This is a genomic window from Candidatus Eisenbacteria bacterium, assembly GCA_016867495.1.
Taxonomy (GTDB): domain Bacteria; phylum Eisenbacteria; class RBG-16-71-46; order CAIMUX01; family VGJL01; genus VGJL01.
The window spans coordinates 101,393-118,817 of sequence record VGJL01000001.1 but is presented as its reverse complement, the minus strand read 5'-3'; the positions used below and the strand labels follow the sequence as shown (position 1 = coordinate 118,817).

At 67.7% G+C, this 17,425-nt stretch carries 12 protein-coding genes and 3 tRNA genes; 14 read left to right on the top strand and 1 reads right to left on the bottom strand.

The features are described from left to right. Positions 1-114 precede the first annotated feature (114 nt). The 14 genes from FJY88_00495 (at position 115) to FJY88_00430 (ending at position 12,988) form a co-directional block, all read left to right on the top strand. Positions 115-190 (top strand) — tRNA-Phe (locus FJY88_00495). Between the two features lie 71 nt (positions 191-261). Beyond that, positions 262-337 (top strand) — tRNA-Thr (locus tag FJY88_00490). A gap of 19 nt (positions 338-356) precedes the next feature. Then, complete coding sequence (locus tag FJY88_00485; GenBank protein ID MBM3285820.1) at positions 357-1,775, top strand: phosphoglucosamine mutase; 1,419 nt, start codon at positions 357-359, stop codon at positions 1,773-1,775. A 2-nt stretch (positions 1,776-1,777) separates the two neighbouring features. Further along, a complete protein-coding gene (gene glmS, locus FJY88_00480) occupies positions 1,778-3,604 on the top strand; it encodes a glutamine--fructose-6-phosphate transaminase (isomerizing) (GenBank protein MBM3285819.1) in 1,827 nt (608 codons plus the stop codon). 7 nt (positions 3,605-3,611) lie between these two features. Beyond that, positions 3,612-4,022, top strand: a complete 411-nt coding sequence (locus tag FJY88_00475; protein ID MBM3285818.1) for a RidA family protein — start codon at positions 3,612-3,614, stop codon at positions 4,020-4,022. Positions 4,023-4,110: 88 nt separating this feature from the next. Then, positions 4,111-4,206: transfer RNA gene (locus FJY88_00470), tRNA-Sec, on the top strand. Further along, positions 4,169-4,687 carry a hypothetical protein gene (locus FJY88_00465; protein ID MBM3285817.1) on the top strand — a complete coding sequence of 173 codons (519 nt, stop codon included), beginning with the start codon at positions 4,169-4,171 and terminating at the stop codon, positions 4,685-4,687. The genes FJY88_00470 and FJY88_00465 overlap by 38 nt, the downstream gene beginning before the upstream one ends. Positions 4,688-4,689: 2 nt before the next feature. Next, positions 4,690-6,486: an elongation factor 4 gene (gene lepA / locus FJY88_00460; GenBank protein MBM3285816.1), complete on the top strand. Its 1,797-nt coding sequence runs from the start codon at positions 4,690-4,692 to the stop codon at positions 6,484-6,486. Between the two features lie 24 nt (positions 6,487-6,510). Further along, the gene (gene lepB, locus FJY88_00455; GenBank protein MBM3285815.1) at positions 6,511-7,119 is read left to right on the top strand and encodes a signal peptidase I; all 609 of its coding nucleotides are present in this window, start codon (positions 6,511-6,513) and stop codon (positions 7,117-7,119) included. A gap of 4 nt (positions 7,120-7,123) precedes the next feature. After that, entirely contained in the window at positions 7,124-8,266 is a 1,143-nt protein-coding gene (hemW, locus tag FJY88_00450) for a radical SAM family heme chaperone HemW (GenBank protein MBM3285814.1), read from the top strand. A gap of 63 nt (positions 8,267-8,329) precedes the next feature. Further along, positions 8,330-9,403: a glycosyltransferase family 4 protein gene (locus FJY88_00445; protein MBM3285813.1), complete on the top strand. Its 1,074-nt coding sequence runs from the start codon at positions 8,330-8,332 to the stop codon at positions 9,401-9,403. Further along, positions 9,289-10,815, top strand: a complete 1,527-nt coding sequence (locus FJY88_00440; GenBank protein ID MBM3285812.1) for a sugar transferase — start codon at positions 9,289-9,291, stop codon at positions 10,813-10,815. Before FJY88_00445 ends, FJY88_00440 begins: the two co-directional genes overlap by 115 nt. A 78-nt stretch (positions 10,816-10,893) precedes the next feature. After that, a complete protein-coding gene (locus FJY88_00435) occupies positions 10,894-11,694 on the top strand; it encodes a hypothetical protein (protein MBM3285811.1) in 801 nt (266 codons plus the stop codon). A gap of 4 nt (positions 11,695-11,698) precedes the next feature. Continuing rightward, complete coding sequence (locus FJY88_00430) at positions 11,699-12,988, top strand: transglutaminase domain-containing protein (GenBank protein ID MBM3285810.1); 1,290 nt, start codon at positions 11,699-11,701, stop codon at positions 12,986-12,988. 25 nt (positions 12,989-13,013) lie between these two features. Here FJY88_00430 and FJY88_00425 read toward each other — a convergent pair whose 3' ends face one another. Continuing rightward, complete coding sequence (locus FJY88_00425; protein ID MBM3285809.1) at positions 13,014-17,393, bottom strand: hypothetical protein; 4,380 nt, start codon at positions 17,391-17,393, stop codon at positions 13,014-13,016. Positions 17,394-17,425 lie beyond the last annotated feature (32 nt).

Genomic DNA, 17,425 nt, shown 5'->3' with positions numbered 1-17,425 from the left:
CTCCGAGCGAGCGTCTCGGGCGCGATCGCGTCGGTCCGCGCGGTTTCGGCGCGTGCGGCGACAAAAACGGCTTGACCCTCCGGGGCGCTCTCCGGGATCATCAATGGCTTGGGTGCGGCCTTAGCTCAGCTGGTAGAGCGCTAGACTGAAAATCTGGAAGTCCGCAGTTCGACTCTGCGAGGCCGCACCACTGTCTTCCTGTCGGTGATCGGCTTGCCCGTCCGGACGCGGGCCCGACGGCGCGCCGGGGCGACAATGGGTGCTGGTGTAGCTCAGCAGGTAGAGCAGCGCATTCGTAATGCGCAGGTCAGCGGTTCGATTCCGCTCACCAGCTCCACTCTTCATCGGGTCTGGAAATGCACGCCCTCTCCGCCGCCGCGGGGACGGGCGTTGTCTTGGGGAGGCGAGGGCGGGACGGCATGAGTCCGTTGATGGTGAGCATCTCGGGTGTGCGGGGGCTCGTGGGCTCGGACCTGACCCCCGATCTGATCGCGCGCTGGACGGCCGCCTTGAGCGGGCAGCTTCCCCCGGGCCCGATCGTCCTCGGGCGCGATTCGCGCCCCAGCGGTGAAGGCTTCGCGTCCGTCGCCGCCGATCTCCTCGCGTCGCTCGGCCGGCAGATCTGGGATCTGGGGATCGTGCCGACGCCGACCGTTCAGCTCGCCGTCGAGCGATGGGGAGCCGCCGGAGGGTTGATTCTGACTGCCAGCCACAATCCGGCAGAGTGGAACGCGATGAAGTTCGTCGGGCCTGACGGGACGTTTCTCCCAAGCGGCGCCTTCGAGGAGTTGCGCGCGCGCGTGGCCCCCGAGGGCGCCTCCTTCGCGCGAGGCGAGGGGCGCGCTCAGCGGATCGACAGGTCGGCCGAGGCCCTAGCGCTCCACCGGGGGGCGATCGAGTCGAGGGTCGATGGAGCCCGCATCAGGGAGCGCAGGCCGCGCGTGCTGCTCGACTGCGTGCACGGCGCGGGCGGAGTTCTGCTTCCCGAGCTGCTTCGGGGGCTCGGCGCCGTCGTCGACGTCCTCCACGAGGAGCCGCACGGGAGGTTCCCCCGCGAGCCGGAGCCCACCGGCCCCGCCCTGGAGGCGCTCTCCTCAGAGGCCGCGAGCAGGGGCGCCGCGATCGCCCTCGCGGTCGATCCGGATGCCGACAGATGCGCCATCGCCTTGCCGCAGGGAGGGGTCGTGGGGGAGGAGTGGACGCTTCCTCTTGTGGCCGCCCACTTGCTCGCCTGGAGGAAGGGGACCGTCGTCACCAACCTGAGCACCTCGACGCGTCTCGAGGCCGTCGCGGAGGCGCACGGATGCAGGGTGGAGCGGACGCCAGTCGGCGAAGCGCATGTGGTGGCCAGGATGCGCGAGACGCGCGCCGTGCTCGGCGGCGAGGGGAACGGGGGCGTGATCGACCCCGAGGTGCACCTGGGGAGGGACGCCGCCGTGGCCGCCGCATGGCTTCTGGAGGCGCACGCCACATGCAAGGGAGGGCTCATGGCCCTGGCGTCCACGCTCCCTCCGCGCTACGTTCTGAAGGCGAAACTGGCCGTCGCGAGGGGAGTCCCGCTGACGGCCTACAAGGCTTTCATCGAAACGCTCCTCGGGGGCGTTGAGAGCTCGATCGATGGGCTGCGGTGGTCGAGGCCGGACGGGTTCGTCCACCTGCGCAGCTCGGCGACGGAACCGATTCTGCGACTCGTGGTGGAAGCGTCGTCCGAGCCTGAGGCGAGAGGACTCCTCGAGCGGATCCTCGGCCTGTGCCGGGACGGCGGACGGGGGTAGCGATGTGCGGCATCGTTGGATACGTGGGGCCGCGTCCATGTCAGGAGATCCTCATCGAGGGCCTCAAGCGCCTCGAGTACAGGGGATATGACTCGGCCGGGATCGCGATCCTCGACGGCAGCGGGCTCCAGGTCCGCAAGGATGTGGGCAAGATCGCCATCCTCGAGCAGCTCGCGGTCGAGAGCCCGATCGTGGGGACCGTCGGCATCGCGCACACGCGGTGGGCGACGCACGGGATCCCGAGCAAGAGAAACGCCCATCCGCATCAGGACTGCAAGGGCCACTTCGCCGTCGTCCACAACGGGATCATCGAGAACTTCGCCGCCCTGCGGGAGCGGTTGACGAGAAGCGGTCACACCTTCGAGACGGAAACCGACACCGAGGTTCTGGCCCACCTGGTCGAGGAGAGCTGGCGGGGCAAGCTCGAGGAGGCGGTGGCCACCGCCCTGAAGCTCGTCGAGGGGACATTCGGCATCGCCGTCGTGACCGACCTCGATCCGGGCAAGATCATCGGGGCGAGGCGGGGCAGTCCGCTCCTCGTCGGCGTGGGCTCGAACGAGTACTTCATCGCTTCCGATGTCTCGGCGATCCTGCCCTACACCAAGCAGGTGATCTACCTCGACGACGAGGAGATGGCCGTGCTCACCCGGGACGGATACCGGACTGAGACCCTGGACGAGGTAGCCGTGGAGAAGGCGGTCGAGGAGATCACCTGGGAGCTTTCTCAGATCGAGAAGGCTGGCTACCCCCACTTCATGCTCAAGGAGATCTTCGAGCAACCGCGCTCCCTCATGGACGCGATGCGCGGCCGCTTGAAGCCGGACAGCGCGGAGACGCACCTGGGCGGCTTGAATCTCACGCCAGACGAGATCCGGCGCATGGACCGGATCATCCTGTCCGCCTGCGGGACCTCCTGGCACGCAGCGATGATCGGCGAGTACATGATCGAGGAGTTCTGCCGGATCCCCGCAGAGGTCGAGTACGCCTCGGAGTTTCGCTACCGCCACCCCGTGATCGATCCCTCCACGCTCGTCGTGGTGATCAGCCAGAGCGGCGAGACCGCCGATACGCTGGCCGCCCTCCGGGAGGCGAAGAGGCGGGGGGGGCGCGTGCTGGGCATCTGCAACGTCGTCGGCTCAACGATCGCGCGCGAGGCCGACGGCGGGATCTACACCCACGCGGGACCCGAGATCGGCGTCGCGTCGACCAAGGCGTTCACAACCCAGGTCGCGGTCCTCATGGTCCTGACCCTGCACCTGGCGCATCTGCGGGGGCAGCCTCTCCCGGCCGCCCGCCCGCTCACCCAGACTCTGCTGGACATCCCCGCTCTCGTGGATCGGTGTCTCGAGGGAAGCGACAAGATACGCGAGATCGCTTCGGTCTACGCGAAGCACAACAACTTCCTCTATCTGGGGCGGGGCTACAACTTCCCGGTCGCGCTCGAAGGGGCCCTCAAGCTGAAGGAGATCTCCTACATCCACGCCGAGGGATACCCTGCGGCCGAGATGAAGCACGGGCCGATCGCCCTGATCGACGAGAACATGCCGGTCGTGTTCATCTGCACGCGCGACTCGGTGTACGAGAAGATCCTGATCAACATGGAGGAGGTTCGCACCCGCAAGGGACGGATCATAGCGATCGCGACCGAGGGGGATAGGGAGCTGGAGCGGCTGGCCGACCACGTGATCTACGTTCCCCAGACGCTCGAGCCGTTGACCCCCCTGCTGTCCGTGATCCCCCTGCAGTTGCTGGCCTATCACATGGCGGTGCTCCGCGGGTGCGATGTGGATCAACCGCGCAACCTCGCGAAGAGCGTCACCGTGGAGTGAGGGGATGATGAGCGATCGGGAGGCCGTCCAGACGAGCGGGGCGCCGGCGGCGTTGGGTCCCTACAGCCAGGGCATCGTCGTCCGCGGGTCGCGTCTGGTCTTCTCAGCGGGCCAGATCGGGCTCGACCCGGCGACCGGGCAGCTCGTGTCCGGCGGAATCGAGGCCGAGGCGGCCAGGGTCCTCGACAACCTGGAGGCGATCCTGAAAGCGGCCGGCTCGGGACTCGATCGGGTGGTCAGGACGACGCTCTACCTGACCGATCTGCGGGACTTCGAGATCGTCAACGCGGAGTATGCCAGGCGCGTCGGCTCGCCGTTTCCCGCCCGCAGCACGGTGGGAGTCGCTAGCCTTCCGAAGGGGGCCCGAATCGAGATCGACATGATCGCCGCAGCGGGGCCCGATCGCGAGGGCGCTTGAGCGGATCCGGCGGCGGGCCGGCGATCGTATCGTTGACCGGGCGGGCGCCAGATACCTATCCTCACCGGGTGCATGGCGTGTTTGGAGCGGGAACGAATGGGTCCTGGTGGGTCCCAAGGACTTCAAATCCTCTGTCGGGCATTACAGTGTCCGAGGTGGGTTCGATTCCCACACGTTCCCGCCAGTTCAAAGCGCGCACTCCCTGCCCGGCGGCCGCGCTCGCGGTTCTGATCCTGGGGTCTCTCCTGGCACCCCTCCTGACGGACGCCGCCCGCGCCGCGGACGCGGCCGACTCGTCGAGCGTAGGCAGGGGCAGGGGAATCGACGCGCCGCTCTGGGTCATGATGCGCTCGGCAGCCTTTCCGGGGTGGGGACAGCTCCACAACGGGCAGTACTTCAAGGCCGCGGTGCTGGGCGGGGTGGAGGCGGCCTTCCTCTACGGCATCTGGAACGAGGACCGCCTGGCCGATCGTGCCCTCGAGCGGGGCGATCCCTGGACCGCCTCGATCCACAAGGCGACCAAGAAGGACTACCTCTGGTGGTGCGCCTTCACGATCCTGCTGAGCGTCGGGGACGCCTATGTGGACGCGCATCTCGATCGATTCGACGCCGAGTTCCGCGAGGAAGACTCCGCCTTCCTTCTGCGCTACGAGGTCCTCCCTTGACGATCGAGCGCGCGCGCGTGCGCAACTTCTGCATCATCGCCCACATCGACCACGGGAAATCGACGCTGGCCGATCGACTCCTCGAGATCACGAAGACGCTTTCCAAGAAGGAGATGCGCGAGCAGGTCCTGGACGACATGGACCTGGAGCGCGAGCGTGGAATCACGATCAAAGCCCACGCGATCACGATGCGCTACGAGGCGGAGGACGGCGGGACCTACCGGATGAACCTCATCGACACGCCCGGGCACGTCGACTTCTCCTATGAGGTCTCGAGGAGTCTGGCCGCCTGCGAGGGGGCGCTCCTGCTAGTCGACGCATCGCAGGGGATCGAGGCGCAGACCCTCTCGAACCTCTACATGGCCCTCGACCATGATCTGACGGTCCTGACCGTCCTCAACAAGATCGATCTGCCGAGCGCCCGCGTGGATGAAGTCCGCTTGCAGATCCAGAACCTCCTGGGGCACAAGGAGGAGGAGGTCCTCCTCACCAGCGCCCGGGAGGGGATCGGCGTCAAGGAGATCCTCGAAGCGGTCATACGCGAGATTCCATCCCCGAAGGGGAAGCCCGAGGCGCCTCTGCGGGCGCTCATCTTCGACTCGGCCTTCGACAGCTACCGCGGAGTGCTCGCCTACGTGAGGGTCGTGGACGGAACGGTCCGGCCCGGCGAGACCGTCCGGATCCTCTCCACAGGCAAGGAGTATGAGGTCCTCGAGGTCGGGATCTTCCAGCTCAGGATGGTCGTCGAGGAGAAGCTCGAGGCGGGGGATGTCGGGTACATCGTGGCCGGCATAAAGAACGTCTCAGAGGCGAAGGTCGGCGACACGGTGGCGCACGCCGGCTCGGATGTCGAACCCCTCCCGGGCTACAAGCCGATGAAGCCGATGGTCTACTCGGGTCTCTTCCCCATCGACAACGACGACTATCTGAAGCTGAAGGAGGCCCTGGCGAAGCTGCGATTGAACGACGCGGCGCTCACGTACGAGCCGGAGACCTCCCTGGCCCTTGGCTTCGGATTCCGGGCCGGGTTCCTCGGTCCCCTCCACCTGGAGATCGTCGTGGAGAGGCTCAGGCGGGAGTACGACCTGGATCTGATCGCCACGGCGCCGACGGTCCCCTATGTCGCGCATCGCCCGGACGGAACCGATGTGGAAGTGGACAGCCCCTCGCAGCTCCCCGAGCCGACCGAGATCGAGAGAATGAGCGAGCCATTCGTTCTTGCGACGGTCATCACTCCGACCGAGTATGTCGGCAACGTCATGAAGCTCGCGCAGGAGAAGAGAGGGGACTTCCAGGAGATCCACTATCTCGACCCCACCCGCGCCAGGCTCACCTACCTGGTTCCGCTCGGGGAGCTGATCTACGACTTCTATGACCGCCTGAAGTCGTGCAGCAGGGGGTACGCGACGCTCGACTACGAGTTCTACGACTACGGGGAGTCGAAGCTGGTCAGGCTGGACATCCTGCTGAACGGCGACAGGGTCGACGCCCTATCGATCATCGTGCACGAGTCGAAGGCCTACGAGTGGGGCCGCGAGCTGGTCGACCGGCTGCGCGAGCTGATCCCGAAACAGCTCTTCCGGATCGCGGTGCAGGCGTCGATCGGCTCCCGGGTGATTGCGCGATCGACGATCTCGCCGTTGCGCAAGGACGTCCTCGCCAAGTGCTACGGCGGAGACATCACGAGGAAGCGGAAGTTGTTGGAGAAGCAACGAGAGGGAAAGCGGAAGATGAAGCAGATCGGTTCGGTCCAGATTCCTCAGGAGGCGTTCCTGGCTCTCCTGAAGACGACGGAGTAGGCGATGGCCTCGCGTCAGTCGCCGATGGCGAAGGAGAGCTGGTGGAAGCGCCAGGTCCGCGAGTGGCTGAACTCGGCCGTGTGGGCGGTCGTCCTCTTCCTGATCATCCGCAGCTTCGCGTTCCAGGCCTTCCGGATCCCTTCCCCCTCGATGGAGGATACGCTGCTCATCCACGACTTCCTCTTCATCAGCAAGCTCACCTACGGTCCCAACATCCCCTTCACGCACAAGCGGCTGCCGGGATTCAGGAAGCCGCGGCCCGGCGACGTCATCGTCTTCCAGAACCCGCAGAATCCGAAGGAGGACTACATCAAGCGGTGCGTGGCGGTGGAAGGGCAGACGATCGAGTACCGCGACAAGGTCCTCTATGTTGACGGCGTTCGGAAGGATGAGGGGTACGTCAAGCATGTCGATCGCCGGATCGACCCGCGGCGTGACACCTACGGCCCCGTGCGCGTGCCGAAGGGGAGCCTCTTCATGATGGGGGACAACCGGGACAACAGCCAGGACAGCCGTTTCTGGCACTTCCTCGACATGAGGTTGGTGCGGGGGAAGGCGGAGGTCATCTACTTCTCCTGGGACGGCCACAAGAAGGTGCCGCGCCTGAAGCGTTTCTTCCGGCTGATCCGGTGAGGCGATGGGGCCCGGTCTCTACATCCACGTTCCGTTCTGCGCCCGGCGGTGCCCGTATTGCGATTTCTACGCGGAGGTCGCGGGCGACGCGACCAAGGACCGGGCCGTCCGCGCGATCGTCCGGGAGGCGGAGATGCGCCTGCCGTCATGGACGGGCGGCGCGTTCGACAGCGTGTTCCTCGGGGGAGGGACGCCGTCGGCGCTGGGTCCCAGGCGGCTGACCGCCCTGGCGCGGGGGATCAGGGAGCGCGCGCCGATCGCGGCGAATGCCGAGTGGACCCTTGAGGCAAACCCCGACTCGGCGACCGCCCCCTTTCTCGAAACGGCTCTGGAGAGCGGGTTCAACAGGCTGAGCCTGGGCATCCAGTCGTTCGGCGACGCCGAGCTTGCCCTCCTGGGGCGGCTGCACGACGCCGGGCGCGCGAAGGCGGCGATCGCCGATGCCAGGCGCGCCGGTTTTCGCAATCTGAGCATCGATCTGATCTATGGCCTCCCGGGATCGGACGGCGGGCGCGGCTTCCGCCGGAGCCTCGAGACCGCAGTCTCTCTCGGCCCGGAGCATCTCTCCTGCTATCTGCTCACGCTCGAGCCCGGAGTCGCCATGGAGCGGCCAGTGAAGGAGGGAGCGCTGAGGCTGCCTTCGGACGCCGCTCAGCGCCGCCAGTACGACGCGGCCTGTCTCGTGCTCGAGGAAGCGGGATACGAGCACTACGAGATTTCCAACTGGGCGCGCCCGGGATTCAGGTGCCGTCACAACGAGGGCGTCTGGTCGGGCGGAGACTACCTGGGTCTCGGCCCGGCCGCGCACGGGCACCTGAACGGAGTGCGCGCTGCCAACAGCGCCGATCTGGGGACCTACCTCCTGTCGCTCGAGGCGGGGCGGCTGCCCCCGCGGGAGGAGGAGGCCGTCGACGCGAAGCGTCGGGCAGATGAGAGGCTCCTGCTCGGCCTCAGATTGCGAGACGGGCTCGCGTGGAGGGATCTGGCGCGCGAGTTCGGTCATGCGTGGGCGGGGGCGCTCAAGGGGAAGATCGGCGCCTTTACGGAGGCCGGACTCGTGGAGGATGATGGGGAGCGGCTGAGGCTGGGGCAAAGAGGCCTCTTCGTGTCGAACCGCGTGATCGCGGCTCTGCTCGAGGCGGCCTAGTCCTTCGGATACGGCATCGAGGGAATCGTGCGCGTCGCGCTGGTGCATGACTGGCTGACAGGCATGAGGGGTGGGGAGAAGGTCCTCGAGGCCCTCTGCGAGCGCTTTCCCGAAGCCCCCGTCTACACGATCGTGCACAGGCCCGGCTCCGTGAGCCCCTCGATCGAGAAGCACCCGATCCACACATCCTTCGTCCAGAGGCTGCCGGGCGGGGCGCGCTCCTATCAGCGCTACCTGCCGCTGCTCCCCTCGGCTATCGAGCGCTTCGACCTGCGCGGATGCGATCTTGTCCTCTCGACAAGCCATTGCGTCGCGAAAGGGGCGCGGGTCCATCCTGGGACGAAGCACCTCTGCTACTGCCACACGCCGATGCGCTACGTGTGGCCGGCGTACGAGGAGTACTTCGGGGAAGGGAGACTCGGGGCTCCGGCCTCGTGGCTGATGCCGATCGTGGCGACCTGGCTGCGCACCTGGGATGTATCGAGCTGCACGAGGGTCGATTCCTTTGCCGCCAACAGCGCGCATGTGGCCGCCCGGATCCGACGCTGGTATGCCCGGGAGGCTCGCGTGATCCATCCCTGGGTCGACACAGGCCGCTTCCGGCCGCCCTCCGGGGGCGGGGGGGGGAGCTACGATCTGATCCTCTCGGCGCTGGTTCCCTACAAGCGGATCGACGTGGCGCTCGAGGCCTACCGCGGACTCGAAACGGAGCTTGTCATCGCCGGCAGCGGCATCGAGCGGGAACGCCTGATCCGCATGGCGCCCGAGAATGTGCGGTTCCTCGGCTGGCTCGACCCCGATGCTACGGTCCGGCTGGTGCAGGAGTGCCGCCGCCTCATCTTCCCCGGCGAGGAGGACTTCGGGATCGTGCCGGTCGAGGCGATGGCCTGCGGAAAGCCGGTCATCGCTCTGCGCCGAGGCGGCGCGCTCGAGACGGTCGTGGATGGCGTGACCGGTCTCTTCTTCGACGAGCCGAGTCCGGAGGCGCTGCGGGGCGCGCTCGCGCGCGCCGCGACGATCCGATGGAACGCAGAGGCGATCCGGACTCACGCGCTCCGGTTCGGTCGCGAGAGGTTCGAGGCGGAAGTCGACGCCTGGCTGGCGGACGAGGGCGTCGGCGCGGCAGGACGGTCCTGAGGGCCATGGGTCAGGTCGATCGCCGCAAGCGGGTCGTCCGGATCCAGGCGATCTGGCATGTGGCCGACTTCCTCTCGGTTGTCGGGGGCTTCGTCCTCGGGCACACGATCCGATTCTCCGGGCCGGTGACGCAGATCCTTCCCCCGAAACCCGACATCCCTCCGCTGCGCCTCTATCTGATCGCGGGTCTCGCCGCCGCCGTTCTCTGGATCGTCCTCTTCCACGCTCTGGGGCTCTATCGCGCCGAGGGAACGCGGAGGGGGCTCAGGACGCCGGTCCTGGCGCGCGCTTCGGGGCTGGGCATGTTGATGAGCGCGGCCGTCGCCTTCTTCTACCGGGAGGCGAGCTTCTCGCGGATCGCCGCTCCGTTGATCTGGCTCATCACCCTCTTCCTGCTGCGGGGACTGCGGAGGCTTTTCCTTCGGGCGCTCGTCGGAGCCGGCGCCGTCCCGCCGATCCGATTCGCCCTCGTGGGTTCCTCGGCGGAGGGGCTCGCGCTCGCTCGCGCGCTGCCCCGCGCCGGCGTGATCCCGCACGAGTTCATCGGAATCTTCAGGGAATCGTCCGATCCTGCTGCGCCGGAAGGGGTTGCCGATCTAGGCCCCTGCGGCCAGGTGGGAGAGGTTGCGCGAAGAGCCCGACTCGATCGGATCCTGATCGCGCTGCCTCCATCCCGCGAGGAGCTTCTCGAGCGCATCGCGGGGCTATGCCGGGAGGAGGATCTCGACTTCGACATCGTTCCCTCCATCGGCTTTCCGTTCAGGGGCGGGATCCAGGTCGAGGAGATCGCGGGACTCCCCGTCGTGCGAGGCAGGAAGATCCCCTTGGCCGGATGGGGGGGAGTGCTCAAGAGGACGATGGACATCGCTCTCTCCGGGACGCTCCTGCTGTTGCTCTGGCCCTTGCTCCTCGCATGCTCGCTCGCCATCCGGATCGATTCTCCGGGTCCCGTCCTCTACCGGCAGGAGCGGATGGGGAGGGATCGGCGTGTCTTTCACATCCTCAAGTTCCGTTCGATGAGGATGGGGGCCGAGACCGAGAGCGGGCCGGTCTGGGCCGAGGACGAGGATCCGCGGCGGACGCGCGTGGGCAGGTTCATTCGGACCTGGAGCCTCGATGAGCTGCCACAGCTCTGGAACGTCTTCCGCGGGGACATGAGCCTCGTCGGGCCTCGCCCTGAGCGTCCGCACTTCGTCTCGCGCTTTCAGGCGGAGGTGCCCGACTACTACGGCCGCCACAGGGTGAAGTCGGGGCTGACGGGCTGGGCGCAGGTGAACGGCCTGAGGGGCAACGTCCCGATCGAGGAGCGGACCCGCTACGATCTCTACTACATGGAGAACTGGTCGCTCTGGCTCGATCTGAGGATTCTCCTCATGACGGTCCGCGCGGTCTTCACGCAGCGCGGGAGCTGAGTCGATTCCGGCAGTGAGACCTCGCGGCTGCGCCGCAGGCATGCATAGGATTGGGCGAGTTCGCTCGAGGAGGGGACTATGGCGGCGACGATCGAGATTCGCGAGGAGCCTCCGATCCTGCGCATCAGGCTCAACCGGCCGGAGCGCAGGAACGCCTTCGACGAGCGGATGATCGCCGAGCTGACGGAGGCCTTCGTTTCCGTCGCAGCCGCACCTCGGACACGCGTCGTGAGTCTCGAGGGGGAAGGGGAGTTCTTCTGCGCGGGCGCCGACCTCGAGTGGATGCGCAGGGCGGCGCAGTTCACGCGAAGAGAGAACCTGGACGATGCGCGCAGGCTCGCCGCGATGTTTGTGTCGGTCGCGAGTTGTCCCGCCCCGATCGTCGCCCGAATCCGCGGAGGGGCCCTGGGCGGGGGTATGGGGCTGGTCGCGGTCGCGGATATCGCGGTCGCGGCGCGCGACGCCTTCTTCGGGTTCACCGAGGTGCGGCTGGGGATCATCCCTGTAGTGATCTCTCCCTTCGTTCTGAAGAAGCTGAGGCCGGCGGACGCGCAGCGCTACTTTCTGACGGGCGAACGCTTCACGGCGGAGGAGGCCCTGCGGGTTGGATTGATCGCCTCGGTCGCTGATCCGGAGGGACTGGACGCGATGGCGGAGCGGCTGATCTCCGAGTTGCTCTCCGGTGCGCCGACGGCCCAGAGAGAGGCCAAGCAGCTCCTTCAGGCTCTGCACCCGTTTCCTCCGGACATCCACGAGAGGACGGCCGACTGGATCGCCCGGATGCGCGAGAGCGACGAGGCGCGGGAAGGAGTGAACGCCTTCCTGGAGCGCAGGCGGCCACGCTGGTCCCGCATAGCGGGGGAAGGCGCGAACGAGTGAGGCGATGGTGACAGGGGCCGGCGGCAGCTCGCGAGACGGGTCGCGAGGTCGCTCCCCGATGAGATCGATCGCCGGGGGACCGGCAAGACGGCGCGGGCGATCTCCTCTGTTCCGGGCGGGCGCCCTGCCCGCATGCGCGGCAGGGCTGTTCATCCTGCTGGCGGGTTGCGGTCGTGGGAAGCCGGCGTGGGATGTCTCGTCCGGCGTGGCCCTGGCTACGGTGGAGACGGCGGAGGCCTCGGCGATACGCGCGTCGATCGAGGCAGCCGCCTCCGCGATCCCCCCAAGGGCCCAGCAGGGGCCCGGCCTCGCGGGGGTCCTGGGCGGTGTCCGCCTGAAGGCCCACGCCTCGGGTCGCTACGATGTCTTGATTCCCGTTCCGCAGATGACCGGCCGCCAGATCCCTGTCTGCTATTCCCTGTCGGTCACGCCCCCGGAGGCGCTGGTCGCCTCCCTCCTCCAGCAGCGGAGCGACGGCAACGTCTTCGTGAACGTCGGGTTGAACGGCGTTCGGGAGCGCGAGATCGCGATCGACTGGTCGGGCGTCATCCTGATCGTCGATCGCGAGCCGAGCGAGAACGGAACGCGGCCGGAGGAGTATCTCGCCTCGACGGCGTGCGCGCAGTCCGACGCAGGAGAGGTCGAGGAGCTGGCGGAGCGCCTCTACCCGCGCGACGGAGCGTTGCGGGACTATGCCGCGAGCATCCAGCGCTTCATCCAGGGGATGGCGCGGAGGGAGGCGCCGCGAACCCTGGATGCGCTCGCCGTCCTGAGGAGCGGGGAGAAGACGATATGCACGGCGAACGCGAACCTGGCCTGCGCCCTCATGCGAGAGAGGGGCGCGCCCTGTCGATCCCTGGCCGTGGTGCCGATCAACTCGCAGCGCCTGGAGATGCACCGCGTGGTGGAATACTTCGAAGACGGATCATGGATCCCCTTCGACCCCTCTCTTCTCCACGACGAGATCCCTCTGAAGCCGTGGCGGTGCGTCATCATGGCCAAGACGACCCTCGCCGACGAGGAGATGGGCGGCGTGGCCCGCGTGGCGGCGCCCGCGGGGTGCCCCTTCGGGCAGGAGGCCGAGATCTCCCGGCCGGGGCTCTGTTTCTGGGGGACCGACTTCTTCTGGACTGTCGCCGCGCCGTTGGCCGGCTTCGAGGCGGCGGGGGAGGCTGTGCGGGCCACATCGATCGCGTGGACCCGGTTTCTCGAGACCGGGACGATCAGCCCCGCGCAGCTGGAGTCTGCCCGCGCGCGCACTCTCGTCGACTACCTTGAGGCGATGACGAACTAGGCCTCCCGGATGCGGTCATGCCGCCCTAGGAGCGCAGGAGAACCGTGACTCGGAAGTCATGATCCTCATCGCGGGCGAAGCTCCCCGCTTCGGCTGCGGGCATCTTGGTGAACGAATAGAGGTGCCTCAGCTTCAGCGTGAGGATCTTGACCGGTTGCACGCTCAGCGATGTCGTGAGGCCGGCCCGCCTCTTCGTCTCAGCCTTTGAGGCCGCCCCAAGGGAGGCATCCTCGGATCTGTTCCAGTTGAGGGAGACCCCGATCGAGGCGTCGGTCTGCCACCGCGAACGCCGCCAGGAGAGGCGGGCTTCCGGCGTCCAGTCGCGGATCTGCGCGCGCAGGTTTCTCTCGTTCATCTTCTCATGCCGGCCTTCGAGCGCGAGATAGGTGAGAAACCCGCGGCCCCACCCTTGGTCCCATTGGCCGACGAAGCGGCGGCTCTCCTCCTGCTCGCCGCGCTCGCTCCGCTCGAGGATCGCCCGGAGGGTGAGAAGACCGGCGCTGGGCTTCGCTTCCATCCTCGTCTCGATCAAACGGGTGACGCCGGCGGATCTGAGGGGTTCGCGCTCCTCCGACTCCGAACGGTGTTCCAGGCGCTCGATCCAGCGCAACCAGGAGAAGACCTGCAGTCGACTCTCCATCGTCGCTCGGCGCTCCACAAGGAGACGCCGGGGCTTCCATGAGGCGCCCCAGAGGAACTCGGCGCCGGGTCGTCGATCGCCGGCCTCCCCTCGGCCTGTCTCATCTCCTCCCACCTCCACTCGGAAGGAGAGGGGGGTGAGGCGCCGGCTGATCCTTCCGGGGTAGATCAGCCCGCTTCCGGAGAACGTCCTGCGGGTCTGGTGGCCGAGATCCTCGCCGCCGCTGTCGGCGAACAACTCCCGCTCGGACTCCATCCGAAGGAGGAGATCCAGGCTCGGGTGCGCCTGCGACTGTAGGGTGGCGTCGAGGCTCTGGCGCTGGTCCTGCGTCGTGTCCATTCCTGGCCGGGGAAGGGAGGATCGCCGCGCTTCGAAGGCGACGTTCCACGAGACGGGATTCCCGGTCGATCCGTTGAGGCGCGCGAAGAACGTGTCGGCGATCTCATCCCTCGGCAGGGAGTCGCGGGAAGCGGCCTGGCTCCCGGGACTCAGGATCTCGCCTCGTCGTTCGCTGCGCTGGAAGAAGGACCGGAGCCAGACACGGCGGAGGAAGCGGGGACGGACGCCCGCCTGCTCCGGGCTGATCTCCACCTCCGCGCGCGTGATCCACTTCTCTTGCTCGCCGCGGGGCGTGTCCAGCCTGACGCGGCCGCGCCGGATCTCCAGGTTGGGCAGGCCGCTTCGGAGGAGTCTGACCTTGCCGGTGAAAGAGGACTCGCGACCCCCCAACTCGAGTCCCGCCCCCTCGGCGGAATCCGAGCGCGCGCGCGCCCAGTTGACCTCGGTCTGCAGGCGGGCGCTCGGGCTCCATCGGGCAGCCGCCTCCGACTCGTCCCGAAGCCTGCCGAGGAGTGTGCGGCGGTCCTCGAACGATGTGAATCGCTCTCCAAGACGCCGGTGACTCCCCGTGATCTCGATCGAACCGCGCCTGGCTTGGAGGCTCGCGCCGGCCGCCCATCCATCGCGCCCGGCCGGCGACCCGCCGGCGCCGGTCCCATCATCCGCCCGCGCGATCGCCCGCGACCAGGCCGCTTCCGGAGAGAGCCGCAGGAAGGAGTCGTCCCCCTTCGTTTCGATGCGGCTGTTGATCCCCGTGATCGCGGTCACGGCGCCTTTCTCGTCGGTCCAGCGCGTCGCGCTCAGCCCCGCGAAGGCGAGATCCCCGGGGGCGAGGCCGACCTGCCCGGACACGACAGTCTCGGTTTCGAGATCGGCCGACTCCTCCGCGACCTCGTAGTCGTACTCGACCTCGATCACGGAATCGTCCTCGAGGACGATCCCTTCGAAGAAGACGAAGAGGCCGGAGGAGGGGATGATGCTGTAGTCGACATCAGCCCTCAGAGGCTCTCGATCGAGGGTGATCCGCTCCGAGCCAGGGACCACGTTGGAGTGAGTCAGCCGGAACGCGCTTAGGCGCGTCTCGTACGCGAGGCTCAGGGTGTAGGCCGACCGCGGGGGGTCTGCATAGACCTCCGCGGGGAAGGGGAGCGAGTCCGGAAAGGCGAGGAGGCCGGAGAGAAGGCTCAGCCGGTCGCGGTCGACCTCGCCGTCGCCTTCGCTGTCCAGCCCGAAGAGCCGAAGATGGGGAGTTCCCTCGGAGTCGGTATCGGAGCCTGTCGAGTCGAGGATGGCGGCGGAGAGAGATCCCGGGATGATCTCCACCCCGATCGAGTAGACATTCCTCAGCGAACGGCCGGTCAGGTCCATCTCCGAGACGCGGGGCTCGAAGGCGACCGTGGACTCGAGTCGATCGGCCGGCGTGGGGGGATCCGGCGCTGTCCGGACCAGGACCAGCCGGTCGTCGTCTCCAAGGGAGACGGCCAGCAGAAGCCTCCGATGGTCGCTCTCGTAGGAGTAGTCCCGGATCGGCTCCATGAGATCCCAGGCCCCGGGGATCCCGGCAAGCTCCCGAACCTCCGTGTTGACCCCATCGGTCTCTGGATCGTTGTCGTCCTTGTAGAGCCGAGCGCCTGCAAGATCGCGATCCGTCCACAAGTCGGGCAGGGCATAGACCCGCCGGCGCAGGTAGTCGACATCCCGCAATCGGGAGGTCACGGAGCGGTTGCCTCCGTAGAAGACATCGCGTCCCGGCCGGGTTCTTCGCTCGCCGGCCCAGGCGTCGGCGGTCACCAAGCGGCGCTTCCTCTCGGTCGAGCGGGGTCCCGCCTCGAGCCTCAGAGATCCGCCCCGCAGACCCGTGCCGGGCGTCAAGCGCGAGTTGTAAATCTCCTGCTCGATCTCGCCGACGCTCGCGGTTCGGAGGTTGTCGTCGCGCGAGCCTCTGTAGGTGAGCTGATAGGCGGGATTCTCGGGATCGGTCGTGTCATAGCGGCCGGTGAGCGTCCGCTCCCGCCCGAAGCGTCCGCTCAGGGAGAGGTCCAGGCGTTCCTCTGTGGTCAGCCTCTCGATCCCCTTCGCGCCCGCGGGAGCGTAGTCGTCATCCTCGATGAAGATCGTCGCGCCTCCGCCGAGCTGCATGGACGCCGCCCCTGGCATCTCGAGGGTCGCGCCGCGCTCATCGAGACCCAGGCCCCATCTCCTCTCTGGCGTTGGTGGGGTCGCGTCGCCTTCGGGGAGAGATCGGACGGCGTAGAGATAGAGGCTGGGATTGGTCTGCCCGCGCGGGAGGCCGCAAGCGACCGCCCGGCGTCCCGCCAGAACGAGGGTTCCCCCGCTGAAGGCGATGTCGGCGATCTCCTCACGCGGGAGCGGGACGACGGGGGTGAAGTCGATCCATCGCGCCGCCGCGTTCTCATAGAGGGCGATGGCCTCATCCGTCACCGTCCAGATCCGATCCGGCTCGAGGGCGAAGGCGACGACCTTCTCTCCGGGCATCCCTTCCATTGCCGGATGGCGGCGCCATATGCCGGTGGCGTTCTGGAACTGCCAGAGCCCCTCGTCGGTCCCGAGCCAGACGTCATCGCCTTGGAGAATCCACTCGTGGACTCGGGCGTCAGGAAGATCGCGCCCGGCGGCGTAGCTGCTCCAGCTCCTCAACTCCTTGTCGTAGCGCGCGAGGCCCGCGCGCGTCAGGGCCCAGAGATGACGGGTGGTCTGTCGCATGGCGAGGACCGCGGGAGAGCGGAACTCTCCCAGGATCGAGTCGACGCGGACGCTCTGCGTGTCCTTGCGATACTCGGCGACGCCGCCTTCGAGCGCGAACCAGACCCGCTCGTCATCCGCGACGAGGTCCCGCACGGGACCGAGGGGCCGCCCGTCCGGGCCGGCCAGCACTTCCCACTCGCGGATGTACTGATCGAAGCGGGCTGCGCCGAGTTCGCCTCCCGCGAAGGCGTACTCGTCGTCGGCCTCGATGTCGATGAGGCCCGCACACGGCGGGCTGTCGCCCCTCTTGAAGGTCTGCCAGGCGTCAAAGCGAGGACTCGTGAGGGCGGCGCCCTCGCCGGCGATCCAGAACTGATCCTCGAACTGGCTGAAGCCGCGCAACGGCGGGTCGGGAAGGCCATCGGAGGGTTCGATGAGCGTCCAGGCCTCGGAGACAGGCTCGAAGCGGACGAGCGCGGCAGGGGTGAGGATCGTGAGCCGGTCGTTCGTCCAGATGACGCGCTCGTTCAGGTCGCCCGCCTCGGTCGCCGAGAAGGGCTCACCCTCGGCCGAATCGAGGCGACCAAGGAGGAGCAGGGGAAGGAGGACGGTGGGGATGCGCGCCCGCGCCCAGGAGGTCGACCTCGATGCGGACCGGCGCAGGGAAGAAAGCGGCCGCGGCCGGGCGAGCGGGAAAGGTACTGCCCGTGGGGCTCTCATCCGCTCGTCTCCGGGAGGCGCAGCCCTGCTCT